Genomic DNA, 19,253 nt, shown 5'->3' with positions numbered 1-19,253 from the left:
TGTGCCTCTCATTGCAGTGTCTCGGCCGCCGCGGCGGCCTCTTCGGGCGTGCCCACCGTGCGGGTGACGATCGCGCGGTCGATGCGCCTGATCATCGCCGACAGCGCCTTGCCCGCACCGATCTCCCAGGCCTCGGTCACGCCATGCGCGGCCATCCAGGCGACCGACTCGCGCCAGCGCACCGAATGCGTTACCTGCTGGATCAGCAGCGTGCGGATCTCGTCGGGGGCGGTGACGGCGGCGGCCGGAACATTGGCCACCAGCGCCACCTTGGGCGTCTCGATCGCGACCTCGGCCAGCGCGTCGGCCATGACGCGCGCCGCGGGCTCCATCAGACGGCAGTGGAAGGGGGCAGAGACCGGCAGCATCACCGCGCGCTTGGCGCCCGCCTCCTTGGCAAGCTCGGTGGCACGCTCGACCGCGGCTTTGCTGCCGGAGATCACCACCTGTGTCGGGTCGTTGTCGTTGGCGGCCTCGCAGACGGCGCCGGTCTCGCGGGCGGCAGCCTCGGCCACGTCCCGCGCACCGGCGAGGTCCAGCCCCAGCAGCGCCGCCATCGCCCCCTCGCCGACCGGCACGGCCTCCTGCATGGCGCGGCCCCGGATCCGCAGCAGCCGCGCGGTATCGGGCAGGCTGATCGCACCGGCCGCGCAGAGCGCCGAGTATTCGCCCAGCGAATGGCCCGCGACATAGTCGGCCGCGGTGACCGCGACGCCCTCGGCCCCGAGCGCGGCCATCGCCGCCATCGAGGTGGCCATCAGCGCCGGCTGCGCGTTCTGGGTCAGCGTCAGCGTCTCGGCATCGCCCTCCCAGATCAGCGCCGAGAGCTTCTCGCCCAGCGCCTCGTCGACCTCGTCGAACACGGCCCGCGCCTGCGGATAGGCCTCGGCCAGGGCCTTGCCCATGCCGATCGCCTGCGCCCCCTGCCCCGGAAATACGAATGCGCGCGACATCCACGCTCCTCCCGTTGATCCCTGTCCGGCGCATGACTAGCGCTGTCGGGCCGCGCCGTCTAGGCCGGGTGCGCCGGGGTCCGGTTGCATCGTGGGCTGAGCCGTGTATAAGGCCCCATCCTTCCGCAAAGGACATGAACCGCGATGCCTCTCGCGGGCGGGTGCGGAAGGTGGCAGACCCGCCCTTTGAAGCACGCTTGAAAAAGGAACCGACCATGCCGCTCTACGAGCATGTGGTTATCGCGCGTCAGGACATTTCCAACGCGCAGGCCGAGGGCCTTGCCGAGCATTTCGGCACCGTTCTGGCCGACAACGGCGGAAAGCTGATCGACAGCGAGTACTGGGGCCTCAAGACGATGGCCTACAAGATCAACAAGAACCGCAAGGGTCACTACAGCTTCATGCGCTCCGACGCCCCGGCGCCGGCCGTGCAGGAGATGGAGCGCCTGATGCGCCTGCATGACGACGTGATGCGCGTCATGACCATCAAGGTCGACGAACACGAGGAAGGCCCCTCGGTTCAGATGCAGAAGCGCGACGATCGCCGCCGTTGAGGAAAGGACACTAAGTCATGGCAGCAAGACCGTTTTTCCGTCGGCGCAAGGTATGCCCCTTCTCGGGCGAGAACGCGCCGAAGATCGACTACAAGGACACGAAGCTCCTGCAGCGCTACATCTCCGAGCGTGGCAAGATCGTGCCCTCCCGCATCACCGCCGTGTCGGCCAAGAAGCAGCGTGAACTCGCCCGTGCCATCAAGCGCGCGCGGTTCCTGGCGCTTCTGCCCTACGCCGTGAAATAAGGAGAAGAGACATGGACGTCATCCTTCTCGAACGCGTCGCCAAGCTGGGCCAGATGGGCGAGGTGGTCTCCGTCAAGGAAGGCTACGCGCGCAACTTCCTGCTGCCCCAGAAGAAGGCGCTGCGCGCCACCGAGGGCAACATCAAGGTCTTCGAGGCACAGAAGGCGCAGCTCGAGGCCCGCAACCTCGAGACCCGCAAGGAAGCCGAGAAGCTCGCCGAGCAGCTCGACGGCCAGCAGTTCGTGGTGATTCGGGCCGCCGCCGATTCCGGCGCGCTTTACGGCTCGGTCAGCACCCGCGACGCGGCCGATTCCGCCGCCGAGTCCGGCTTCACCGTGGCCCGCAGCCAGGTCGCGCTCGACCGCCCGATCAAGGAGCTGGGCCTGCACAAGGTGACCGTGACCCTGCACCCCGAGGTCGAGGTCGAAATCACCCTCAACGTCGCCCGCAGCCAGGACGAGGCCGAGCTTCAGGCCAAGGGCAAGACGATCCAGGAACTCGCCGCCGAGGAAGAGGCCGAGGCCGAGTTCGAGATCGCCGAGCTCTTCGAGGACATCGGCGCCTCGCAGCTCGACGAGCTGGAAGAAGGGGCCCAGGCCGAGACCGAGACCAGCGACGACGCCGCTGCCGAGGCGACCGGCGACGAGGACGAAGACAAGTCCTGACGCCCGCCCCGGGCCCCCGAGAGACAGGAACCGCGCCGGGCGACCGGCGCGGTTTTTTCGTGCAGCGGGGACGCCGCCGCCGGGCCTGCAGGACCTGCCGCACGCCCCCGCGCGCGGCGCCGGCTCAGTCGTCGGCCAGAAGCAGCTCGATCTTCCGGCGCATCGGCAGTTCCAGGTCGTTTTCCAGCAGCGAGCGGATCAGGACGACCTCGCCAAGGGTCAATGACCCGAAATTCGTGGTGTCGTATCCCTGCGCCTGCAGGTCGGCCTTCACCGTCCGGCGCAGCGAACTGTCCTCGGTACCGCCGGCCGGCACGGGCGGCGCCGCGGCCCCCAGCAGGATGGCCGCGACCAGAAGGGCGGCAAGGCTCCGGTGTCGCATGTCGATGTCCTTTCGGCGTGTGTCCCGGCCGCGACCCGCGCGCGCGGCCGGCGGTCCGGGTCAGCGCGTGGTGTCGCCCTCGTCCCCGTCCGCGGTGTCCTCAGCGCTGTCCCCGGCCTGTGGGCGGCTTTCCGACGACACGACCCAGGGCGTGTCGCGGTCATAGGTGTTCGGATCGCCCTTGGCCCGGATCTCGCCCGAGCTTGGAAAGGCCAGCCGCAGCCCGAAGGCGGCGACGAACCAGCCGACGGCCACGATGGCAGCGATCGCGACCGGGCCGAGGCCGAACGCCCAGGACAGCGCGGCGCCCAGCGCCAGGGCGAGCGAGAGTCCGAGGAAGATGAAGGCCGGCGACACGATCTCGAGCACCAGCGCGATCATGGCCAGGACCAGCAGAACGGCCCAGAGGCTCAGGCCATCGGGGCCGAAAAGACCGATGAGCGTCTCCATCAGCGATCCCTTTCCCAGGGGCCTTCACCCGCCCCGCCCGCCGAGTCGGGCGCGTCCGGGGACGGCCGCGGCGCGGCGGATGCGGGGGCGGTCTCGTCCTGCGGCGGCGCCTCGTCGACGTCGGCCACCTTGTTGGCCTTGGGCGTCGGGATGAGCCCGCTGAACTCCGTCAGCAGCGACGAGAGACCGGCCAGCGTGCCCGTGATGTCCGACGGGATCAGCACGGTCTTGGACGACTCCGACGCGCCGATCTTCTCCATCGCCTTGATCTGGCTGTTGATCAGCTCCAGCCGGATGGGGTGGTCGCCGGCCTCGGCGATCGCGGCCGACACGGTGCGCGTCGCGTCCGCCTCGGCATTGGCGCGCACGATCCGGGCCTCGGCTTCCTTCTGCGCCGTGTAGAGCTCCGCGTCGGCGGTCAGTTCGGCGGCGCGCTTTGCCCCCTCCGCCCGCGTGACGACCGCGCGGCGCTCGCGCTCGGCGTTGATCTGCATCTGCAGCGCGCGCTTGGTTTCCTCGTCGAAGGTCACGTCCACAAGTTCGGACCGGGTGATCTCGATGCCCCATTCCTGCGCCTGTTTCTCCAGCTCCTTCTCGAGGTTCTGGGACACCGACGCCCGGTCGTATTGCAGCGCGTCGAAGTCGATCTTGCCGATCTCGGCGCGCACGATTCCGGTGACGAGGCTCTGGATGGCCTGCTCGATGTTGGCGATGCGGTAGACGACCTGGTGCGAATGGGTCACCCGGAAGAACGTCGCGGCCGTGACCGAGATCGGCGCGTTGTCCTTGGTGATGGCGTCGATCGGGTATTCGGGCAGCTGGCGTTCGAGGATCGAGACCTTGTGGGCGACCTTGTCGACCCCGGGGATGATGACGTGAAAGCCGGATTTCAGCGTCAGCCGGTACTTGCCCAGTCGCTCGACGACCCATTCCTGGCTTTGCGGGACGATCTTCGTCGCCGCGAAGACGAAGACGATCACGAAGACGGCCAGCGCGCCGGTGAGAATCATGCCTTCCACGAGACACTCCCTTTTCAGGCGCCGGGTGCCCCGACGCGCGCCACCGCACGCACCCCCGCGAGACCGGCCCGTGGCCGCCGGCCCCTGCCGCCTATTGCTACTGCGCGCCCGGTGCGCTTGCAAGGGCCGGGCTGCGCCGGGGCCGGGCGCGCCACGCTGCCATCGGCTCTTGCCCCGCCCCGCGGCTTCGCCAATTCTACGCCCGCGAAGGAGGCCCCATGCCAGAGAGTTCCCAGAGACCTGCCGCCGCCCTGCCCGCCGTGCCGCTGCTGGTGGCGATGCAGGCCGCCGTCGCCGCCGCGAGCCTGGTGGTCGAGATCGTCGCCGGGCGGATGCTGGCGCCCTATGTGGGCATGTCGCTCTATACATGGACGGCCGTGATCGCGGTGGTGCTGGCGGGCTTTTCCGCCGGGCACTGGCTGGGCGGCCGGGTGGCCGAGCGCCCCGTGGGCGCCGCCCTCGCCGCCAATGGCTGGGCGATGGTCGCCGCCGCGCTGACCACGGCAGCGGCGGTCTTCGTGCTGCGCGCCGCCGCAGAGCCGGTGATCTCCGCGCTCGGGGCACCCGTCGCCGCGATCACGACGCTGACCATGGCGGTCTTCTTCCTGCCCTCCTTCTTCGCGGGCGTGCCCGCCCCGGTGCTGGCCCATATCGCGGCGCAGGCGGCGCCGGACCGCGCGGGCCGCGCGCTCGGCGCGATGTTCGCCGCCGGGGCGGTCGGGGCCATCCTCGGCACGCTCGCGGCGGGATTTCTCTTCATCTCGTGGCTGGGCTCGGTCGCGACGCTGGCGGTGGTGACCGCGGCCTATGTCGGGCTGGCGCTGCTCTCCTTCGTGCTGGCCGGGCGCGCGGGAAGGCGCGTGGCCCGCGCGCTGGCGGCGGTGCTGCTGCTGGCGCCGCTGGGCCTTGCCGGCGCGGGGCTGAGCCGCGCCGATCCCTGCACCCGCGAAAGCGATTATTTCTGCATCCGGGTGCTCGTCGTCTCGGGCGACCCGGCCGACCCGATCCGGCTGATGGTGCTGGACCACCTCGCCCACGGCATCTCGGCGCGCGCGGCGCCGGAGGTGCAGTTCACCGATCACGCGGCGATGCTGGACGCGCTGGCACGGGCGCGGATGGCCGGGCGCGACTTCAGCGCCTTCTTCATCGGCGGCGGCACCTATTCCATGCCGCGGGCCTGGGCACTGCGCGATCCCGCCCCCGCCGTCACCGTGGCCGAGATCGACCCGGCCGTGACCGCGGTCGCGCGCACGTCCTTCTGGTTCGACCCGGCAACCGCGCGCATCCTGCACAGCGACGCCCGCCGGGCGCTGGCCGCGGACCCGGCGCGCTACGACGTGGTGATCGGCGACGCCTTCACCGACATCGCCGTGCCGGCCCATCTCGTGACCGAGGAATTCTTCCGCCTTGTGCGGTCGCGGCTGACGGCGGACGGGGTCTACCTGATGAACGTGATCGACCACACCGACAACATGCGCGCGGTGGCCTCTATCCTGGCCACGCTGAACGCCGTCTTTCCCGAGGTGGAGGTCTGGACCGAGGCCGTGCCGGTCGCCGGGCCGACGCGCAAGGTCTTCATCCTGGCCGCCGGCGCCCGGCCGAGCACCGTCAGCGCGCTGAGCACGCGCGCGCCCGATCCGCTGCGTTTCGCCCGGCTCTCGGAGGACTGGGAGCGGCGGCTCCTGGCCGGCCACGAGGCCGTGCGGCTGACCGACGACTACGCGCCGATCGACCGGCTCATGCGCTGGACGGACTGAGGCTCACGCGAAGCGGGCGACGGTGACGCCCGCGCGTTCCAGCCGGGCGCGGATATGGCCGGCCATCGCCACCGCGCCCGCGCTGTCGCCATGCACGCAAACGGTCTGCGGCCGGACGGGAATGCGCTTGCCGTTGAGCGACACGACCGCCTGCTCGTCGATCATCCGCAGCACGTTGTCGGCGGCGATGTCGGCGTCGTGGATCATCGCCCCGGGCGTGCCGCGCGGCACCAGCGTGCCGTCGTCGGCATAGGCGCGATCCGCGAAGACCTCGGCCACGTAGGGCCCGCCATCGGCCTGGGCGGCGTGTTCGAATGCCGTGGCCGGCATCGCCACGACGGTCAGATCGGGGCCGGCCGCGCGGGTCGCGGCGACGAGCAGCTCCGCCATGGCGCGATCCTCGGTCGCCATGTTGTTGAGCGCGCCGTGAGGCTTCACATGGGTGACTTCCGCGCCCTCGGCCCGGGCGATCGCCTGCAGCGCCCCGATCTGGTAGAGCATCAGGGTCGTCAGTTCCTCGTCGCTCAGGCCGAGGATACGCCGCCGCCCGAACCCCTCGGCATCGCGGAAGCCCGGATGCGCGCCCACCGCCACGCCCTTCTCGCGGCAGAGCGCCACCGTGCGCCGCATCTCGACCGGGTCGCCGGCGTGAAAGCCGCAGGCGACATTGGCCGAGGTCACGATATCCAGCATCTCGGCGTCGCGCCCCATCCGCCAGGGACCGAAGCTCTCTCCGAGATCGGCGTTCAGGTCGATCGTGGTGCCGGCGGTCGTCATGCGCATGGTCCTTTCCTGGCGGTGGCGTGCCCTGCGGCCGCGGTCCGGCGGAGGTGACGCCGGCCGGCCGGGCGCGGACCAGATAACCGCGCGCCACGGCCGAGAACAAGCCCGTCTTAAGCCGTTGGAAATCCACCCGCGCTAGCACGGGGGGTACCGCCCCCGCAGGAGATCCACGCATGACGGACCAGGCCCCGACCGGCACCGCGCTCCAGACACGGCCCGCGACCGCGCCCCCGGCGCCCCGCCGCGCGGGCCCGCTCACGCGGCGCCAGAAGGCCGCCGTGATCGTGCGGCTGCTGATGGACGAGGGCGAGTTTGCGCCCTTCTCGCGGCTCGAGGCGCCGTTGCAGGCCGACCTGACCGCGGCGATGGCGTCGATGCGCTACGTGGACCGGGACACGCTGCGCGCCGTCGTTCGCGAGTTCCTGGCCGAGCTCGAGGGCATCGGCGTCAGCTTTCCCGGCGGCATCGACCGCGCGCTGGCGCTGCTCGAGGGCCATATCAGCGCCCAGGCCGCCGAGACGCTCCGCCAGGGCACGGGTGTGCCGCCGGACCCCTGGCGGCGGATCGCGACCCTACCGACCGAAGAGATCCTGCCGCTGCTCGACGGCGAAAGCGCGGCGGTGGTGGCGGTGGTTCTCTCGAAGCTCGCCACCGCCCGCGCCGCGGAGATCCTGGAACAGCTGGACGGCACCCGCGCCCGGGACATCGCGCTGGCCATGCCGGCCACGGCCGACACCGCGCCGGAGACCGTCGCGCGCATCGGCGCGACGCTGGTCCACAGGCTCGACACGCGCCCGGCGCGCGCCTTCGCCGCGGATCCCGCGGCACGGGTGGGCGCGATGCTGAACCTGACACCGGCGCGCACCCGGGACGCGCTCTTGGCCGGGATCGACAGCGCCGACCAGGATTTCGCCGAGTCGGTGCGCCGCGCGATCTTCACCTTCCGCGACATCCCCGCCCGCGTCGATCCCCGCGACGTGCCCAAGGCGCTGAAGGGGCTCGACCAGGACCTGCTGGTCACCGCGCTCGCCGCCGCGGGCACCGACGCCCCCGATGCCGCCGACTTCCTGCTCGACAATCTGTCCAAGCGCATGGCCGAGCAGCTGCGCGAGGCGGTGGAAGACCGCGCCCCGGTCAAGCGCCGCGAGGCCGACGCCGCCCACGCCGCCGTGGTCGAGGAAATCCGCCGTCTCGCCGAGGGCGGCGAAATCGACCTGATCACCAGCGAGGAAGAGGACGAGATCTGACCCCGTCAGGCCTGGCCGGATGACCCGGCCTCCGGCGCCGGGGCGTCGGTCTCGGGCGTCGGGGGGCTGGCGTGCCTTCGGCCCGGCGCCCCGATCTTCACCGCGCGGAATCCCCGCAGCTGCCCGAGCCGGCCCGCGAAGACCCCGGCGCGGCCGGGCGCCTCCAGCGCGATCGCGTCGATGGCGCCGGCCGGCAGGTCGATCCGGTCGCCGGGGCCGAGCGCCGCCAGCTTGTCGAGCGACATGTGGAACCGGTGCGCCACCGCCTCGAGCGCGAGCGGCGCCGTCGTCACCGCGTCGCCGAGCCGGCGTTCGGGTGCATCGCCGGCGGCGCGGGCCGCCGCGGCCGGGTCGACGGCGGCGGGCAGGCAGACCGTCAGCGTCCCCGCGCCGGCCGCGTCGCCCGGCTTCAGCGTCGCCACCAGCCGGCGGCAGGCGCCCGGCGGCATCCGGTCGCCCAGCGTCCCGGGCTCGGCACAGAAGCCGCCCGCGCGAAGCGCGGCATCCTCGGCCCGTCCGGTGGCGGCGGCGATCTCGTCGAGCAGCGCCGCCGCGTATCCGCCGAGGATCGCGGCATCGAGATCGGTGGGCGGTCGCGGCCCGGCGCCCCCGGCAGGCACGCGGCCGGTGACCTCGGTCTCGACCAGGGTCGCGGCCAGGCCGGGATCCAGCGCGATCACCCCGCAGGGCGCGCCCGCGGCATCCTCCAGCGTCAGGACCAGGCCGCCGGCCGGCAGATCCGCCAGCACCGCGGCCAGCTCCGCGGGCGCGAGCTCTGCCGCGGTGGGGATGGCCGCGCAGCGCAGGCCACGGCGCGCCGCGCGGGCCAGCGCACGGCGCAGCGCCTCCGTCCCGAGGCCGCCGGACGGCCCATCGCCGCCCGCCGGGGCCAGCTTGCGCCGCAGGATCGGTTCGTCTTGCTCGGCCATGTGCGGACGCGGCTCCTTTCTGGGTCCAGAACTGGCCGGCAATGTTTTAAAAAAGGTGTATCCCCGGCTCAGGCGGCGTGGCGGACGTGGCGCCGCGGCAGGGTCAGGCGGAAGGTCGTGCCGCTGCCCGCGTCGAGATAGGCGATGCTGCCGCCGAGATTGCGCATGATCTCGCGGCAGATCGCCAGGCCCAGCCCGGCACTGCCCGCGGCGGACTGGTCGGAAAGCCGGGCGAACTTCTCGAAGATGATGGATTGCTGCTTTTCCGGGATGCCCGAGCCGTTATCCTCGAAATCGACCTCGATCCGGTCGGCGGTGGTGCGGACCACGATCCGCAGCTCCGGCGCGGCGGCATCGCAGTATTTCCGGGCATTGCCGATCAGGTTGATGAAAACCTGTCGCAGGCGGTCGCAATCGGTGTAGATCGCCACGTTCTCGGCGCTGCGCTCGCGGCGAATGGCGAGCGGGCGTTCCGTGGCCATGGACGCGGTCGCGGTCACCGCACCGTCGAGGATCTCGGCCAGGTTTCCCGGCTCCTCGTGCAGCGTCACCTGGCCGTTTTCCAGCACGCTCAGGTCCAGCAGGTCATCGAGCAGCCGCGTCAGTCGCAGGCTCTCGTCATGGATGATCGAGGCATAGCGCTGGAACTGCGCCGGGCCCAGCTCGCGGGAATCGCGCAGGATCTCGGAGAAGGCCCGGATCGACGACATGGGCGTGCGCAGCTCGTGGCTGATCTGGCTGAGGAAGGCGTCTTTCTGGATGCTGATCTCGGTCAGCTTGTCGTTGGCCTCGCGCAGCTGCGCGGCGGTCTCGGACAGCTCGCGGCTCTTGGCTTCGAGCCGGCTGGAATACTCCATGATCTGCGCGGTCTCGTCGGCCACAGCCAGCAGGTCCTCGACCGAAACCGCGGCGCCGCCGGTGATCTGGCCGACCATCGCATGTGCCGCGGCCGCGCCGACCGATCCCGAGAGTTCGCGTTCGAGCCAGTCGATGAAATCCGGCGTCGGGTCCGGCAGGTTGCCCTCCTTGCCCTGTGCGCGCGCGGCTTCCTGGAAGAGCGCCTGCGCCTGGCGCGGGCCGAGGATGCGCTGCGCCATGACCGACAGATCCTCGGCCGCGGCCGAGCCGCCGACCCAGCCGCCCGGGCCGCTCGAATGCTGGAAGACGTTGACGAATTGCGCGCCCTGCAGCCGTTCCATCGGCGACGGGAAGCTCACCAGCGATATGCCGACGAACAACAGCGTGTTGACCCCGAGGCTCCAGATCATCGCGTGGACCAGCGGGTCGCCGGTGTCGAGCCCCAGCAGCGCGCGCGGGCGCAGCAGCCCGATGCCGAACGGCCCCTCGGCCAGGACGGCGGCCGGCATCAGCCAGGTGCCCTCGAAGCTTGGCAGGAAGAGCGTGTAGGCCCAGAGCCCGAAGCCCGTGACCAGCCCGGCCGCCGCCCCCTTGAGCGTCGCGCCGCGCCAGAAGATCCCGCCCAGAAGCGAGGGCAGCACCTGGGCCAGCCCGGCGAAGGAAATCAGCCCGATGGCGGCCAGCGCCTCGGTGCCGCCGGTGAAGCTGTAATAGGTGTAGCCGAGCAGCAGGATACCCGCGATGGAGAACCGCCTGGCCCGCAGCACCACCGTCCGCACGTCGCCCGAGAAGCTGGCGCCGCCCGTCCGCAGCCGCAGCCAGAGCGGCATCACGATATGGTTCGACACCATGGTCGAGACCGCGATGGCGGCCACGATCACCATCGAGGTGGCCGAGGAAAAGCCGCCGAGGAAGGCCAGCATCGCCAGGCCTTCCCGATCGAAGGCCAGCGGCAGGGTCAGCACGTAGAGATCCGGGTTCTCGCCCGCGGGCAGCGTCGAAAGCCCCACCACCGCGATCGGCAGCACGAAGAGGCTCATCAGGAAAAGATAGAGTGGAAACGCCCAGGACGCGGTGGCGAGATGGCGCTCGTCGGAATTCTCGACCACCGTCACCTGAAACATCCGCGGCAGCGTCAGCACGGCCGCCGCCGACAGGAAGATCAGCGGCGCCCAGCGCCCGCCCCCGCCCTGCCACTCGGCGATGGGCGAGGCGTCGATCCGGTCGAGGATGTCGCCCGCACCCCCGGCCACGCCCCAGACCACGAAGATGCCGACCGAGAGCAGCGCCACCAGCTTGACGACCGCCTCCACGGCGATGGCGGTCACCACGCCGTGGTGGCGTTCGTTGGCGTCGAGGTTGCGGGTCCCGAAGACGATGGTGAAGACGGTCAGGCCGGCCGCGACCCAGAAGGCGGTCGCGGTGCGGTCCGGCACCTGCCAGCCCTCGACCGCGGCGGCGGAAAAGACGTTGAAGCTCAGCGTGACCGACTGGAGTTGCAGCGCGATATAGGGCGTGGTGCCCACCACCGCGAGCAGCGTGACGATCACGGCCAGCAGGTTCGACTTGCCGTAGCGAGACGAGATCAGGTCGGCAATCGAGGTGATCCGCTGCGCCCGGCCGATGCGGACGAGCTTGCGCAGCAGCCACCACCAGCCGACGAAGACGATGGTCGGCCCGAGATAGATGGTCATGAACTCGAGACCCGACCGCGCCGCGTAGCCAACCGCACCGTAGAAGGTCCAGGCGGTGCAGTAGACCGACAGCGACAGCGTGTAGACCAGCGGCGAGCGCAGCCAGCCCAGCCGCCCGGCATCCGCGCGCCGTTCCGCGGCGAAGGCCACGAGGAAGAGAAAGATCACATAGCCGATGCAGACGGCGACGAGCAGGTCGAAGGGGACCATCAGTCCTCCGTCGGGCGGACGCCGCGCAGGCGCCGCGCGAGCAGCGCGGCGGCGAGGATCAGCAGGAACCAGACGCCGAAGAAATAGAGCCCGGCCGCGCGGGTCGATCCGGTCTCGCCCGGCCCGGTGCCGAGACCGACCAGCGGCATCACGAAGAGCACCGCGGCCATGACCGGCAGGATCAGCGCCGCGTCCTGCAGCCGGCGGCGGCGATAGCTGCGCCGCTCGAGGAACAGCGCCCTGCGCTGCGCGGCCCTCACGACGCCACCAGGTCCCGGACCGAGTCCAGGACCTCCTGGTTCGAGAACGGCTTGGTCATGAAGCGGCTGGCGCCGTAGGTCTCGGCCATCTCGCGGTCGCGGCTCTGTCCCTTGGCGGTCAGCAGCAGAACCGGCAGCGCGGCGGTGCCCTCGGCCGCGCGCAGGTCGCGCAGGATGTCGTAGCCGCTCCGGTTGGGCAGCATCACGTCGAGGATCACGATATCCGGCCCCTCGCGGTCGACGATGTCCACGGCGTCGGCCCCGTCCGAGTGGGTCGATACCGTCCAGCCATCGCGTTCCAGGATGAAGCGGATCGCCTCGATGATGTTCGGTTCGTCCTCGATCAGAAGGACATGTTTGCCCATCTGTCGCTCCCCCCTTCGTTTCGCGTTTTCTTGCTTGTTTTGGGGATCATAATGCCCGCTTTCGCAGCCGTGTCAAAATTCCTCTCGCAGGATCGACGGCTCGCGCCGCGCCACGCAGTCGGCGCGGGGACAGATGCGGCAGCTCGTGCCCACCGCGAAGACGGTTTCGCCCGGCGCCGGCGCGGCCTCGCCGGCGTCGAGAAACAGCATGCCGGCCTCCACCACCTGTGGCCCGCCGAACCCCGACGGGGCGACGGGCTGGCACATCGCATAGGCCAGGAAGCGGGTCTCGTCGGGGGTCTCCATCACCGCGCGCACCGGCGCCGTGGGCCGGATCAGCGCCTGGTAGAGCGGCCAGAGCGGACAGGCCGCCCCGTAGCGCGGCAGCGAGAAACCGGGCAGCGGCTTGCGAAAGGTCACGGTCCCCGAGCCGTCGCAGGCGACGAGACCGAACTCCGGCCGCCCCTCGCGCGTTGGCAGGCTGGCGAGCCGGCGGAAGACGGTCAGCAGATCGGTGTCGAAGTCCGCGGCGAGCCGGGCCGGGTCGTAGCCCAGCCGCTCGGCGGCGGGTTCGAACCGGTCGAGCGGCACCGCCCGCGCATCGGCCGCGTAGCGGTCCAGGTAGCCCCGCGCCATGCGCGCGGCCGCCGGGGCGTCCAGCGCGGGCGCCGCCTCGATCAGCGGCTCGGGATCGCCGCCGGCCTCGAGCGCGGGGAAATGGTAGCCATGGGCCTCGGCGAAGGCCGCGGTCGCGTCGGGCGCGGTGGCAAAGCCGGTCTCCTCGCGCGAGAGCCGGTCGAAATGCGCCACCAGCGCCTGGCTGGTCTCGGACAGGCGCTGGCTGTCACGGAAGATGTTGCCGTGGAAACGCTCGCGCCATTCGGGCTCGATGTCGGGGGTCTGCGCCAGGATCGAGGAGGCCGAGCGGATCGCGGTCACGGTCGAGAGGATCTCGTGAACAGACTCGGCCAGGAAAGGGTCGTGGGTCAGGCGATCCGAAAGGCTGTCGACCGCCTCCTCCAGGGCCGAGATCCGGTCGTGCAGCGCCGCGACGCTGCGCGCCCAGCCGGGAAAACGGCCGGCCAGTTCCTCGGCGCGGTCAAGCTCCGCGCCGGCGTCCTCGACCCGCGCGGCGGCGGCGCGCAGCGCCTCGAGCAGCGCGGCCTCCGCCCCCTCGGTCAGCGCCGCGACCTCGACGCCGAGCACGCGCGAGATGTCGATCAGCAGCTTGCCGCCGATTCCCCGGCGGTTGTGCTCGATCAGGTTGAGATAGGAAGGCGAGATCCCGACCTGGCGGGCCAGATCGGCCTGGCGCAGCCCCATGCCGGCGCGCCGTTCGCGGATCCGCGTTCCGGTGAGCGTATCTGACCCCACGTCAAAGCCCCTGATAAAAGGCCGGGAATCCGGCATCGCGTCAATTCGTTTACAGAAGCAGGCCGCTTTCTGTCCATAACTTTACAAAAAAATTGTTACTCTGCAAGCAGTTGTTGCGAAATTTTCGGATCATGCCCGATAATAAGGCGTCCCTGAAAAGGGTCCGGCGCCGTGAGGAGGATGGCGTCGTCAAACTTAGGGAGGATTATATGTCCAATTCGAACTTCACCCGCCGGGGTGTCCTGAAGACCAGCGCGGTCGCCGGTGCGGGGCTCGCCCTGCCGACGATCTTCACGAACCGCGCCAACGCCTTCACCAACGAGCCCACAGGCTCGACGGTCACGCTCGGCTTCAACGTGCCGCAGACCGGCCCCTACGCGGACGAAGGCGCCGACGAGCTGCGCGCCTACCAGCTTGCGGTCGAGCACCTCAACGGCGAGGGCGACGGCGGCATGATCAACACCTTCTCGTCGAAGACGCTGGACGGCACCGGCATCCTCGGCAAGAAAGTCGAGTACGTCACCGGCGACACCCAGACGAAGTCGGACGCCGCGCGCGCCTCGGCCCGGTCGATGATCGAGAAGGACGGCGCCATCATGATCACCGGCGGCTCGTCCTCGGGCGTCGCCGTGGCGGTGCAGGCGCTCTGCCAGGAGGCGGGCGTGATCTTCATGGCCGGCCTGACCCACTCCAACGACACGACCGGCAAGGACAAGAAGGCCAACGGCTTCCGCCACTTCTTCAACTCCTACATGTCGGGCGCGGCGCTGGCGCCGGTGCTGGCCAACGCCTATGGCAACGACCGGAAGGCCTATCACCTGACGGCCGACTACAACTGGGGTTACACCACCGAGGAAGCGGTCCGGAACTCGACCGAGGCGCTTGGCTGGGAAACGGTGGCCGCGGTGAAGACGCCGCTGACGCAGACGGACTTCTCGTCCTACATCGCGCCGGTGCTGCAGTCGGGCGCCGACGTGCTGGTGCTGAACCACTACGGCGGCAACATGGTGAACTCGCTCACCAACGCCGTGCAGTTCGGCCTGCGCGACAAGATGGTCAACGACAAGAACTTCGAGATCGTCGTGCCGCTCTACTCGCGCCTGATGGCGCGCGGCGCCGGTGCCAACGTTAAGGGCATCTACGGCTCCACGAACTGGCACTGGTCGCTGAGCCAGGGCTTCACCACCCCGGACGGCACCGAGGTCGCGCCGGACGCGGCGTCCGCCGCCTTCGTGAAGTCCTTCGGCGAGAAGTACGGCTTCCCGCCGAGCCAGGCCGCGCACACCTGCTACTGCCAGACCATCCTCTACGCGGATGCCGTCAACCGGGCGGGCAGCTTCAACCCCTGCGCCGTGGCCGAGGCTCTCGAGGGCTTCGAGTTCGACGGCCTGGGCAACGGCCCGACGCTCTACCGCGCCGAGGATCACCAGTGCTTCAAGGACGTGCTGGTCGTGCGCGGGAAGGAGAACCCGCAGTCCGAGTTCGACCTCCTCGAGGTCGTCGAGGTCACCCCGGTCGGACAGGTCACCTACGACCCGTCGATCTTCGGCGGCGATCTCGGCTCCTGCAACCCGGGCGCCTGATCCAAACCAGAGCCGGCCGCGCGCATCCCGCGCGGCCGGACCGCTTTCACGAGGCCGCGACGCCCGTGCGCCGGCCGCGTATGTCAAGTCATAGGTGGGGACAATGGACGCCATCCTTCTGCAAATCCTGAACGGCCTCGACAAGGGCAGCGCCTACGCGCTGATCGCTCTGGGCCTTACGCTCATTTTCGGCACGCTGGGTGTCGTGAACTTCGCCCACGGGGCGCTGTTCATGATCGGCGCCTTCTGTGCCGTGACGCTGCAGCGTTTCCTGAGCCTGTCCTTCGAGACGGTGGACCCCACCCAGACGGACTTCCTCGGCAACCCGCTCAAGGTCAAGACGCCGTATGTCGAACACTGGTTCGGCCCCGAGATCGGCGGCGCGATCATAGACTGGTCGGTGCCGCTCGCGATCCTCGTCGCGATCCCGGTGATGGTCGCGGTCGGCTTCATCATGGAGCGCGGCCTGATCAAGCATTTCTATCGCCGCCCCCATGCCGACCAGATCCTCGTGACCTTCGGCCTGGCGATCGTGCTGCAGGAAATCATCAAGTATTTCTACGGCGCCAACCCGATCCCCACCCCGGCCCCGGACATGTTCGCCGGCAGCCTGGACTTCGGCGCGCTCGTCGGCATGGCCGAGAACTCGATCATCTACCCCTACTGGCGGCTGGTCTACTTCGCCTTCGCCGCGGTGATCATCGGATCGGTCTTCGCCTTCCTCCAGTTCACCACCTTCGGGATGGTGGTCCGCGCCGGCATGGCCGACCGCGAAACGGTGGGGCTGCTCGGCATCAACATCGACAAGCGGTTCACCATCATGTTCGGCATCGCCGCCGCCGTGGCGGGCCTGGCCGGCGTGATGTACACGCCGATCAACGCGCCGAACTACCACATGGGGATGGACTTCCTCGTGCTCAGCTTCGTCGTGGTCGTCGTCGGCGGCATGGGCTCGCTGCCGGGCGCCGTGCTGGCGGGCTTCCTGCTGGGCATCCTCGAGAGCTTCGCCTCGATGAAGGAAGTCATCGACCTCATTCCCGGCATCAACCAGATCATCATCTACCTGGTCGCCATCATCATTCTGCTGACACGTCCGCGGGGCCTCATGGGCCGCAAGGGCGTTATGGAGGAATAAGCCATGCTTGGTCTCGGCAAGAAAGACATCGCCCTCTTCATGATCGTCGCGCTGCTGACTCTGCTGGCGCCCTTCATCCTCAACCCCTTCCCCGAAGGCTCGGAACTGGCGCAGTTCAACGCCGGCTATCCCGACCTGATGCAGCGCTTCGTGATCTTCGGGATCTTCGCCATCGGCTTCAACATCCTCTTCGGCCTGACGGGCTACCTCTCCTTCGGCCACGCGGCCTTCCTCGGGGTCGGGTCCTACGCGGCGATCTGGATGATGAAGCTGCTGACGATGAACGTGATCCCCGCCATCATCATGGCGGTGATCGTGGCCGGGCTCTTCTCGGTGCTGGTCGGCTACATCTCGCTGCGGCGCTCGGGGATCTACTTCGCGATCCTGACGCTCGCCTTCGCGCAGATGTCCTATGCGCTGGCCTATTCGGTGCTGACCCCGATCACCGGGGGCGAAACCGGGCTGCAGCCCAAGGTCAGCGATCCGCGCCTTTTCGACGGCGCGCTGGCCGAGGGCGCGACGCCGCAGGCCAATCTCTTCGGGCTCGACATGGGCGCGAGTTACGAGATGGCCGTGGGCAACTGGCTCTTTACCTTCAACGCCGGTTACTACGTCGCGGCCGCGGTGATGCTGGCCAGCTTCTACGTCGCCATCCGGATCTTCCGCTCGCCCTTCGGCATCATGCTGCGCGCGGTCAAGTCGAACCAGCAGCGGATGAACTACACCGGGCTGAACTCCAAGCCCTACACGCTGGCGGCCTTCGTCATCTCGGGCATGTATGCCGGCCTCGCCGGCGGCCTGATGGTGGCGATGGACACCCAGGTCGGCCCCGAGCGGATGTTCTGGACCGCCTCGGGCGAGGTGGTGCTGATGACCATCCTCGGCGGCGCGGGCACCCTGATCGGGCCGGTGCTGGGCGCGGGTATGATCAAGTACATGGAAAACATCGTTTCCAAGATCAACTCGGACATCCTGCACACCTGGTTCGCCTTCCTGCCGGACGGGCTCGAGGACGTGCTGGTGGCCATGGTCTATCCCTTTGTCGGCAAGGGCTGGCACCTGACGCTGGGCATCGTCTTCATGCTGGTCGTCATCTTCCTGCCCGGCGGGCTGGTCGAGGGCGGACAGCGGATCATGAACCTCTTCCGCCGCAAGAAGCGCGCGGGCGACGATTCCACCCCGGCGCCGAAATCGCACCCGGCCGAGTAAGGAGACAGGCTGATGAGCATTCTCGAAATCAAGGGCGTCTCCAAGCGCTTCGGCGGTCTCAAGGCGCTGGACGACGTGAACATCTCGGTCGCCGAGAACGCGGTGCACGCGATCATCGGGCCGAACGGGGCCGGCAAGTCGACGCTGCTGAACTGCCTCGTCGGCAAGCTGATCCCCGATACCGGGTCGGTGACCTTCCAGGGCCAGTCCCTGCTGGGGATCAAACCCCACCAGATCAACCAGATGGGCGTCAGCCGGGTGTTCCAGACACCCGAGATCTTCGGCGACCTGTCGGTCTGGGAAAACGTGCTGATCCCGCTCTTCGCGCGGCGTGACGGCGCGTTCCGGATGCATGCCTTCGAGACGATCGCGAACGAGGCCGATATCTGCGACAAGGCCGAGCAGATGCTGATCGACGTGAACATGCAGGACAAGATGCACATGCACGCCGCCAGCCTCTCGCGCGGGGACAAGCGCCGGCTGGAAATGGCGATGTGCCTCAGCCAGGAGCCGAAGCTGCTGCTGCTGGACGAACCGACCGCCGGTATGGCGCGGGCCGACACCAACAACACGATCGACCTCTTGAAGGAGATCCAGGCCAGCCGCAACATCACCATGGCGATCATCGAGCACGACATGCACGTGGTCTTCAGCCTGGCCGAACGGGTCACGGTGATGGCCCAGGGCACGCCGCTGGTCGAGGACACGCCGGACAACATCAAGGGCCATCCGAAGGTCCAGGAAGCCTATCTTGGCGGCCACTGAGGAGGGGGCCATGAACATGCAAGCACCGCTCGAAAAGAACGCCAACCACGCGGCGACCGCACCCGCCTATTTCTCCGTCTACGACGTGCACGCCTATTACGGCGAGAGCTACATCGTGCAGGGCGTCAGCTTCAACGTGCACGAGGGCGAGATCCTCGCGCTGCTGGGCCGCAACGGCGCCGGCAAGACCTCGACGCTCAGGACCGTCGCCCGGCTGGGCGACCCGGAACTGCGCCGCGGCGAGATCTGGCTCGACCACCAGCACCTGCACTCCATGAAGAGCCACGAGGCCGCCGTGGCCGGGATCGGGCTCGTGCCCGAGGACCGGCGCATCATCCCCGGCCTCACCGTCGAGGAGAACCTCGAGCTCGCCCAGATCGTCGAGCCCACGGGCTGGACCATCGAACGTCTCTACGATCTCTTCCCCCGCCTCGGCGAACGCCGCAAGCAGGAGGGCGTGACCCTCTCGGGCGGCGAACAGCAGATGCTGGCCATCGCCCGGGCGCTGGCGCGCGACATCAAGGTGCTGCTTCTCGACGAGCCCTATGAGGGCCTCGCGCCGGTCATCGTGCGCGAGATCGAGAAGACGCTGCACCATATCCGCGAACAGGGCATGACGACCATCATCGTGGAGCAGAACGCGATCGCGGCCCTTGAACTCGCGGACCGTGCCGTCATCCTCGACACCGGCTCGGTGGCTTTCGACGGCACCGCCAGGGAGGTTCTGGAAAACGAGGATCTCCGCCACGAATACCTGGCCATCTGAGCCGGGAGAAAGCGCCCCGGGCCGCGCGCCCGGGGCCGGACAAGACAGGA

20 protein-coding genes are annotated in these 19,253 nt (G+C 69.4%); 10 read left to right on the top strand and 10 right to left on the bottom strand.

What is annotated here, in order from left to right; genetic code table 11:
• Positions 1 to 8 precede the first annotated feature (8 nt).
• On the bottom strand, positions 9 to 953 hold the full coding sequence (gene fabD, locus ACQ5SP_RS06070; protein WP_430937458.1) for an ACP S-malonyltransferase: 945 nt from the start codon (positions 951 to 953) through the stop codon (positions 9 to 11).
• Positions 954 to 1,168: 215 nt separating this feature from the next.
• On the opposite strand from fabD, the gene rpsF reads away from it, so the two are divergent.
• From rpsF to rplI, 3 genes are read left to right on the top strand one after another with little or no spacing between them, the layout of a single operon-like run.
• Complete coding sequence (gene rpsF / locus ACQ5SP_RS06065; protein WP_430937457.1) at positions 1,169 to 1,507, top strand: 30S ribosomal protein S6; 339 nt, start codon at positions 1,169 to 1,171, stop codon at positions 1,505 to 1,507.
• Between the two features lie 17 nt (positions 1,508 to 1,524).
• The gene (rpsR, locus tag ACQ5SP_RS06060; RefSeq protein ID WP_430937456.1) at positions 1,525 to 1,752 is read left to right on the top strand and encodes a 30S ribosomal protein S18; all 228 of its coding nucleotides are present in this window, start codon (positions 1,525 to 1,527) and stop codon (positions 1,750 to 1,752) included.
• 11 nt (positions 1,753 to 1,763) lie between these two features.
• Positions 1,764 to 2,417, top strand: coding sequence for a 50S ribosomal protein L9 (gene rplI / locus ACQ5SP_RS06055; RefSeq protein ID WP_430937455.1), 654 nt, complete (start codon positions 1,764 to 1,766; stop codon positions 2,415 to 2,417).
• 124 nt (positions 2,418 to 2,541) lie between these two features.
• On the opposite strand, the gene ACQ5SP_RS06050 is transcribed toward rplI, so the two are convergent.
• From ACQ5SP_RS06050 to ACQ5SP_RS06040, 3 genes are read right to left on the bottom strand one after another with little or no spacing between them, the layout of a single operon-like run.
• On the bottom strand, positions 2,542 to 2,799 hold the full coding sequence (locus tag ACQ5SP_RS06050) for a hypothetical protein (protein WP_430937454.1): 258 nt from the start codon (positions 2,797 to 2,799) through the stop codon (positions 2,542 to 2,544).
• A 60-nt stretch (positions 2,800 to 2,859) separates the two neighbouring features.
• Complete coding sequence (locus tag ACQ5SP_RS06045; RefSeq protein WP_430937453.1) at positions 2,860 to 3,249, bottom strand: hypothetical protein; 390 nt, start codon at positions 3,247 to 3,249, stop codon at positions 2,860 to 2,862.
• Positions 3,249 to 4,259 carry an SPFH domain-containing protein gene (locus tag ACQ5SP_RS06040; protein WP_430937768.1) on the bottom strand — a complete coding sequence of 337 codons (1,011 nt, stop codon included), beginning with the start codon at positions 4,257 to 4,259 and terminating at the stop codon, positions 3,249 to 3,251. Before ACQ5SP_RS06040 ends, ACQ5SP_RS06045 begins: the two co-directional genes overlap by 1 nt.
• Positions 4,260 to 4,486: 227 nt before the next feature.
• On the opposite strand from ACQ5SP_RS06040, the gene ACQ5SP_RS06035 reads away from it, so the two are divergent.
• A complete protein-coding gene (locus ACQ5SP_RS06035; protein WP_430937452.1) occupies positions 4,487 to 6,025 on the top strand; it encodes a fused MFS/spermidine synthase in 1,539 nt (512 codons plus the stop codon).
• 3 nt (positions 6,026 to 6,028) lie between these two features.
• Here ACQ5SP_RS06035 and ACQ5SP_RS06030 read toward each other — a convergent pair whose 3' ends face one another.
• A complete protein-coding gene (locus ACQ5SP_RS06030) occupies positions 6,029 to 6,808 on the bottom strand; it encodes a LamB/YcsF family protein (protein WP_430937451.1) in 780 nt (259 codons plus the stop codon).
• A 173-nt stretch (positions 6,809 to 6,981) separates the two neighbouring features.
• On the opposite strand from ACQ5SP_RS06030, the gene ACQ5SP_RS06025 reads away from it, so the two are divergent.
• The gene (locus ACQ5SP_RS06025; RefSeq protein ID WP_430937450.1) at positions 6,982 to 8,055 is read left to right on the top strand and encodes a FliG C-terminal domain-containing protein; all 1,074 of its coding nucleotides are present in this window, start codon (positions 6,982 to 6,984) and stop codon (positions 8,053 to 8,055) included.
• 5 nt (positions 8,056 to 8,060) lie between these two features.
• Here the strand turns inward: ACQ5SP_RS06025 and ACQ5SP_RS06020 are convergent, their stop codons facing one another.
• From ACQ5SP_RS06020 to ACQ5SP_RS06000, 5 genes are all read right to left on the bottom strand, one after another.
• Positions 8,061 to 8,984 carry a FliM/FliN family flagellar motor switch protein gene (locus ACQ5SP_RS06020; protein ID WP_430937449.1) on the bottom strand — a complete coding sequence of 308 codons (924 nt, stop codon included), beginning with the start codon at positions 8,982 to 8,984 and terminating at the stop codon, positions 8,061 to 8,063.
• Positions 8,985 to 9,052: 68 nt separating this feature from the next.
• Positions 9,053 to 11,746, bottom strand: a complete 2,694-nt coding sequence (locus ACQ5SP_RS06015) for an ATP-binding protein (RefSeq protein ID WP_430937448.1) — start codon at positions 11,744 to 11,746, stop codon at positions 9,053 to 9,055.
• The gene (locus ACQ5SP_RS06010; protein WP_430937447.1) at positions 11,746 to 12,006 is read right to left on the bottom strand and encodes a hypothetical protein; all 261 of its coding nucleotides are present in this window, start codon (positions 12,004 to 12,006) and stop codon (positions 11,746 to 11,748) included. The genes ACQ5SP_RS06015 and ACQ5SP_RS06010 overlap by 1 nt, the downstream gene beginning before the upstream one ends.
• Positions 12,003 to 12,371 (bottom strand): response regulator transcription factor, encoded by a 369-nt coding sequence (locus ACQ5SP_RS06005; protein ID WP_430937446.1) that lies wholly within the window; start codon positions 12,369 to 12,371, stop codon positions 12,003 to 12,005. The genes ACQ5SP_RS06010 and ACQ5SP_RS06005 overlap by 4 nt, the downstream gene beginning before the upstream one ends.
• A gap of 72 nt (positions 12,372 to 12,443) precedes the next feature.
• A complete protein-coding gene (locus ACQ5SP_RS06000; RefSeq protein WP_430937445.1) occupies positions 12,444 to 13,745 on the bottom strand; it encodes a short-chain fatty acyl-CoA regulator family protein in 1,302 nt (433 codons plus the stop codon).
• 209 nt (positions 13,746 to 13,954) lie between these two features.
• On the opposite strand from ACQ5SP_RS06000, the gene ACQ5SP_RS05995 reads away from it, so the two are divergent.
• From ACQ5SP_RS05995 to ACQ5SP_RS05975, 5 genes are all read left to right on the top strand, one after another.
• On the top strand, positions 13,955 to 15,328 hold the full coding sequence (locus ACQ5SP_RS05995) for a substrate-binding protein (protein ID WP_430937444.1): 1,374 nt from the start codon (positions 13,955 to 13,957) through the stop codon (positions 15,326 to 15,328).
• 103 nt (positions 15,329 to 15,431) lie between these two features.
• The gene (locus ACQ5SP_RS05990) at positions 15,432 to 16,463 is read left to right on the top strand and encodes a branched-chain amino acid ABC transporter permease (RefSeq protein ID WP_430937443.1); all 1,032 of its coding nucleotides are present in this window, start codon (positions 15,432 to 15,434) and stop codon (positions 16,461 to 16,463) included.
• Positions 16,464 to 16,466: 3 nt separating this feature from the next.
• Entirely contained in the window at positions 16,467 to 17,672 is a 1,206-nt protein-coding gene (locus ACQ5SP_RS05985) for a branched-chain amino acid ABC transporter permease (RefSeq protein WP_430937442.1), read from the top strand.
• Positions 17,673 to 17,684: 12 nt separating this feature from the next.
• Positions 17,685 to 18,437, top strand: a complete 753-nt coding sequence (locus ACQ5SP_RS05980) for an ABC transporter ATP-binding protein (protein WP_430937441.1) — start codon at positions 17,685 to 17,687, stop codon at positions 18,435 to 18,437.
• A gap of 16 nt (positions 18,438 to 18,453) precedes the next feature.
• A complete protein-coding gene (locus ACQ5SP_RS05975; RefSeq protein ID WP_430937767.1) occupies positions 18,454 to 19,203 on the top strand; it encodes an ABC transporter ATP-binding protein in 750 nt (249 codons plus the stop codon).
• Positions 19,204 to 19,253 lie beyond the last annotated feature (50 nt).

It is taken from the genome of Rhodovulum sp. YNF3179 (genome assembly GCF_050586465.1).
Lineage (GTDB): Bacteria > Pseudomonadota > Alphaproteobacteria > Rhodobacterales > Rhodobacteraceae > CAJXYS01.
Note: the sequence above shows the minus strand (reverse complement) of the source record. Positions and strands in the feature narration are given on the sequence as shown.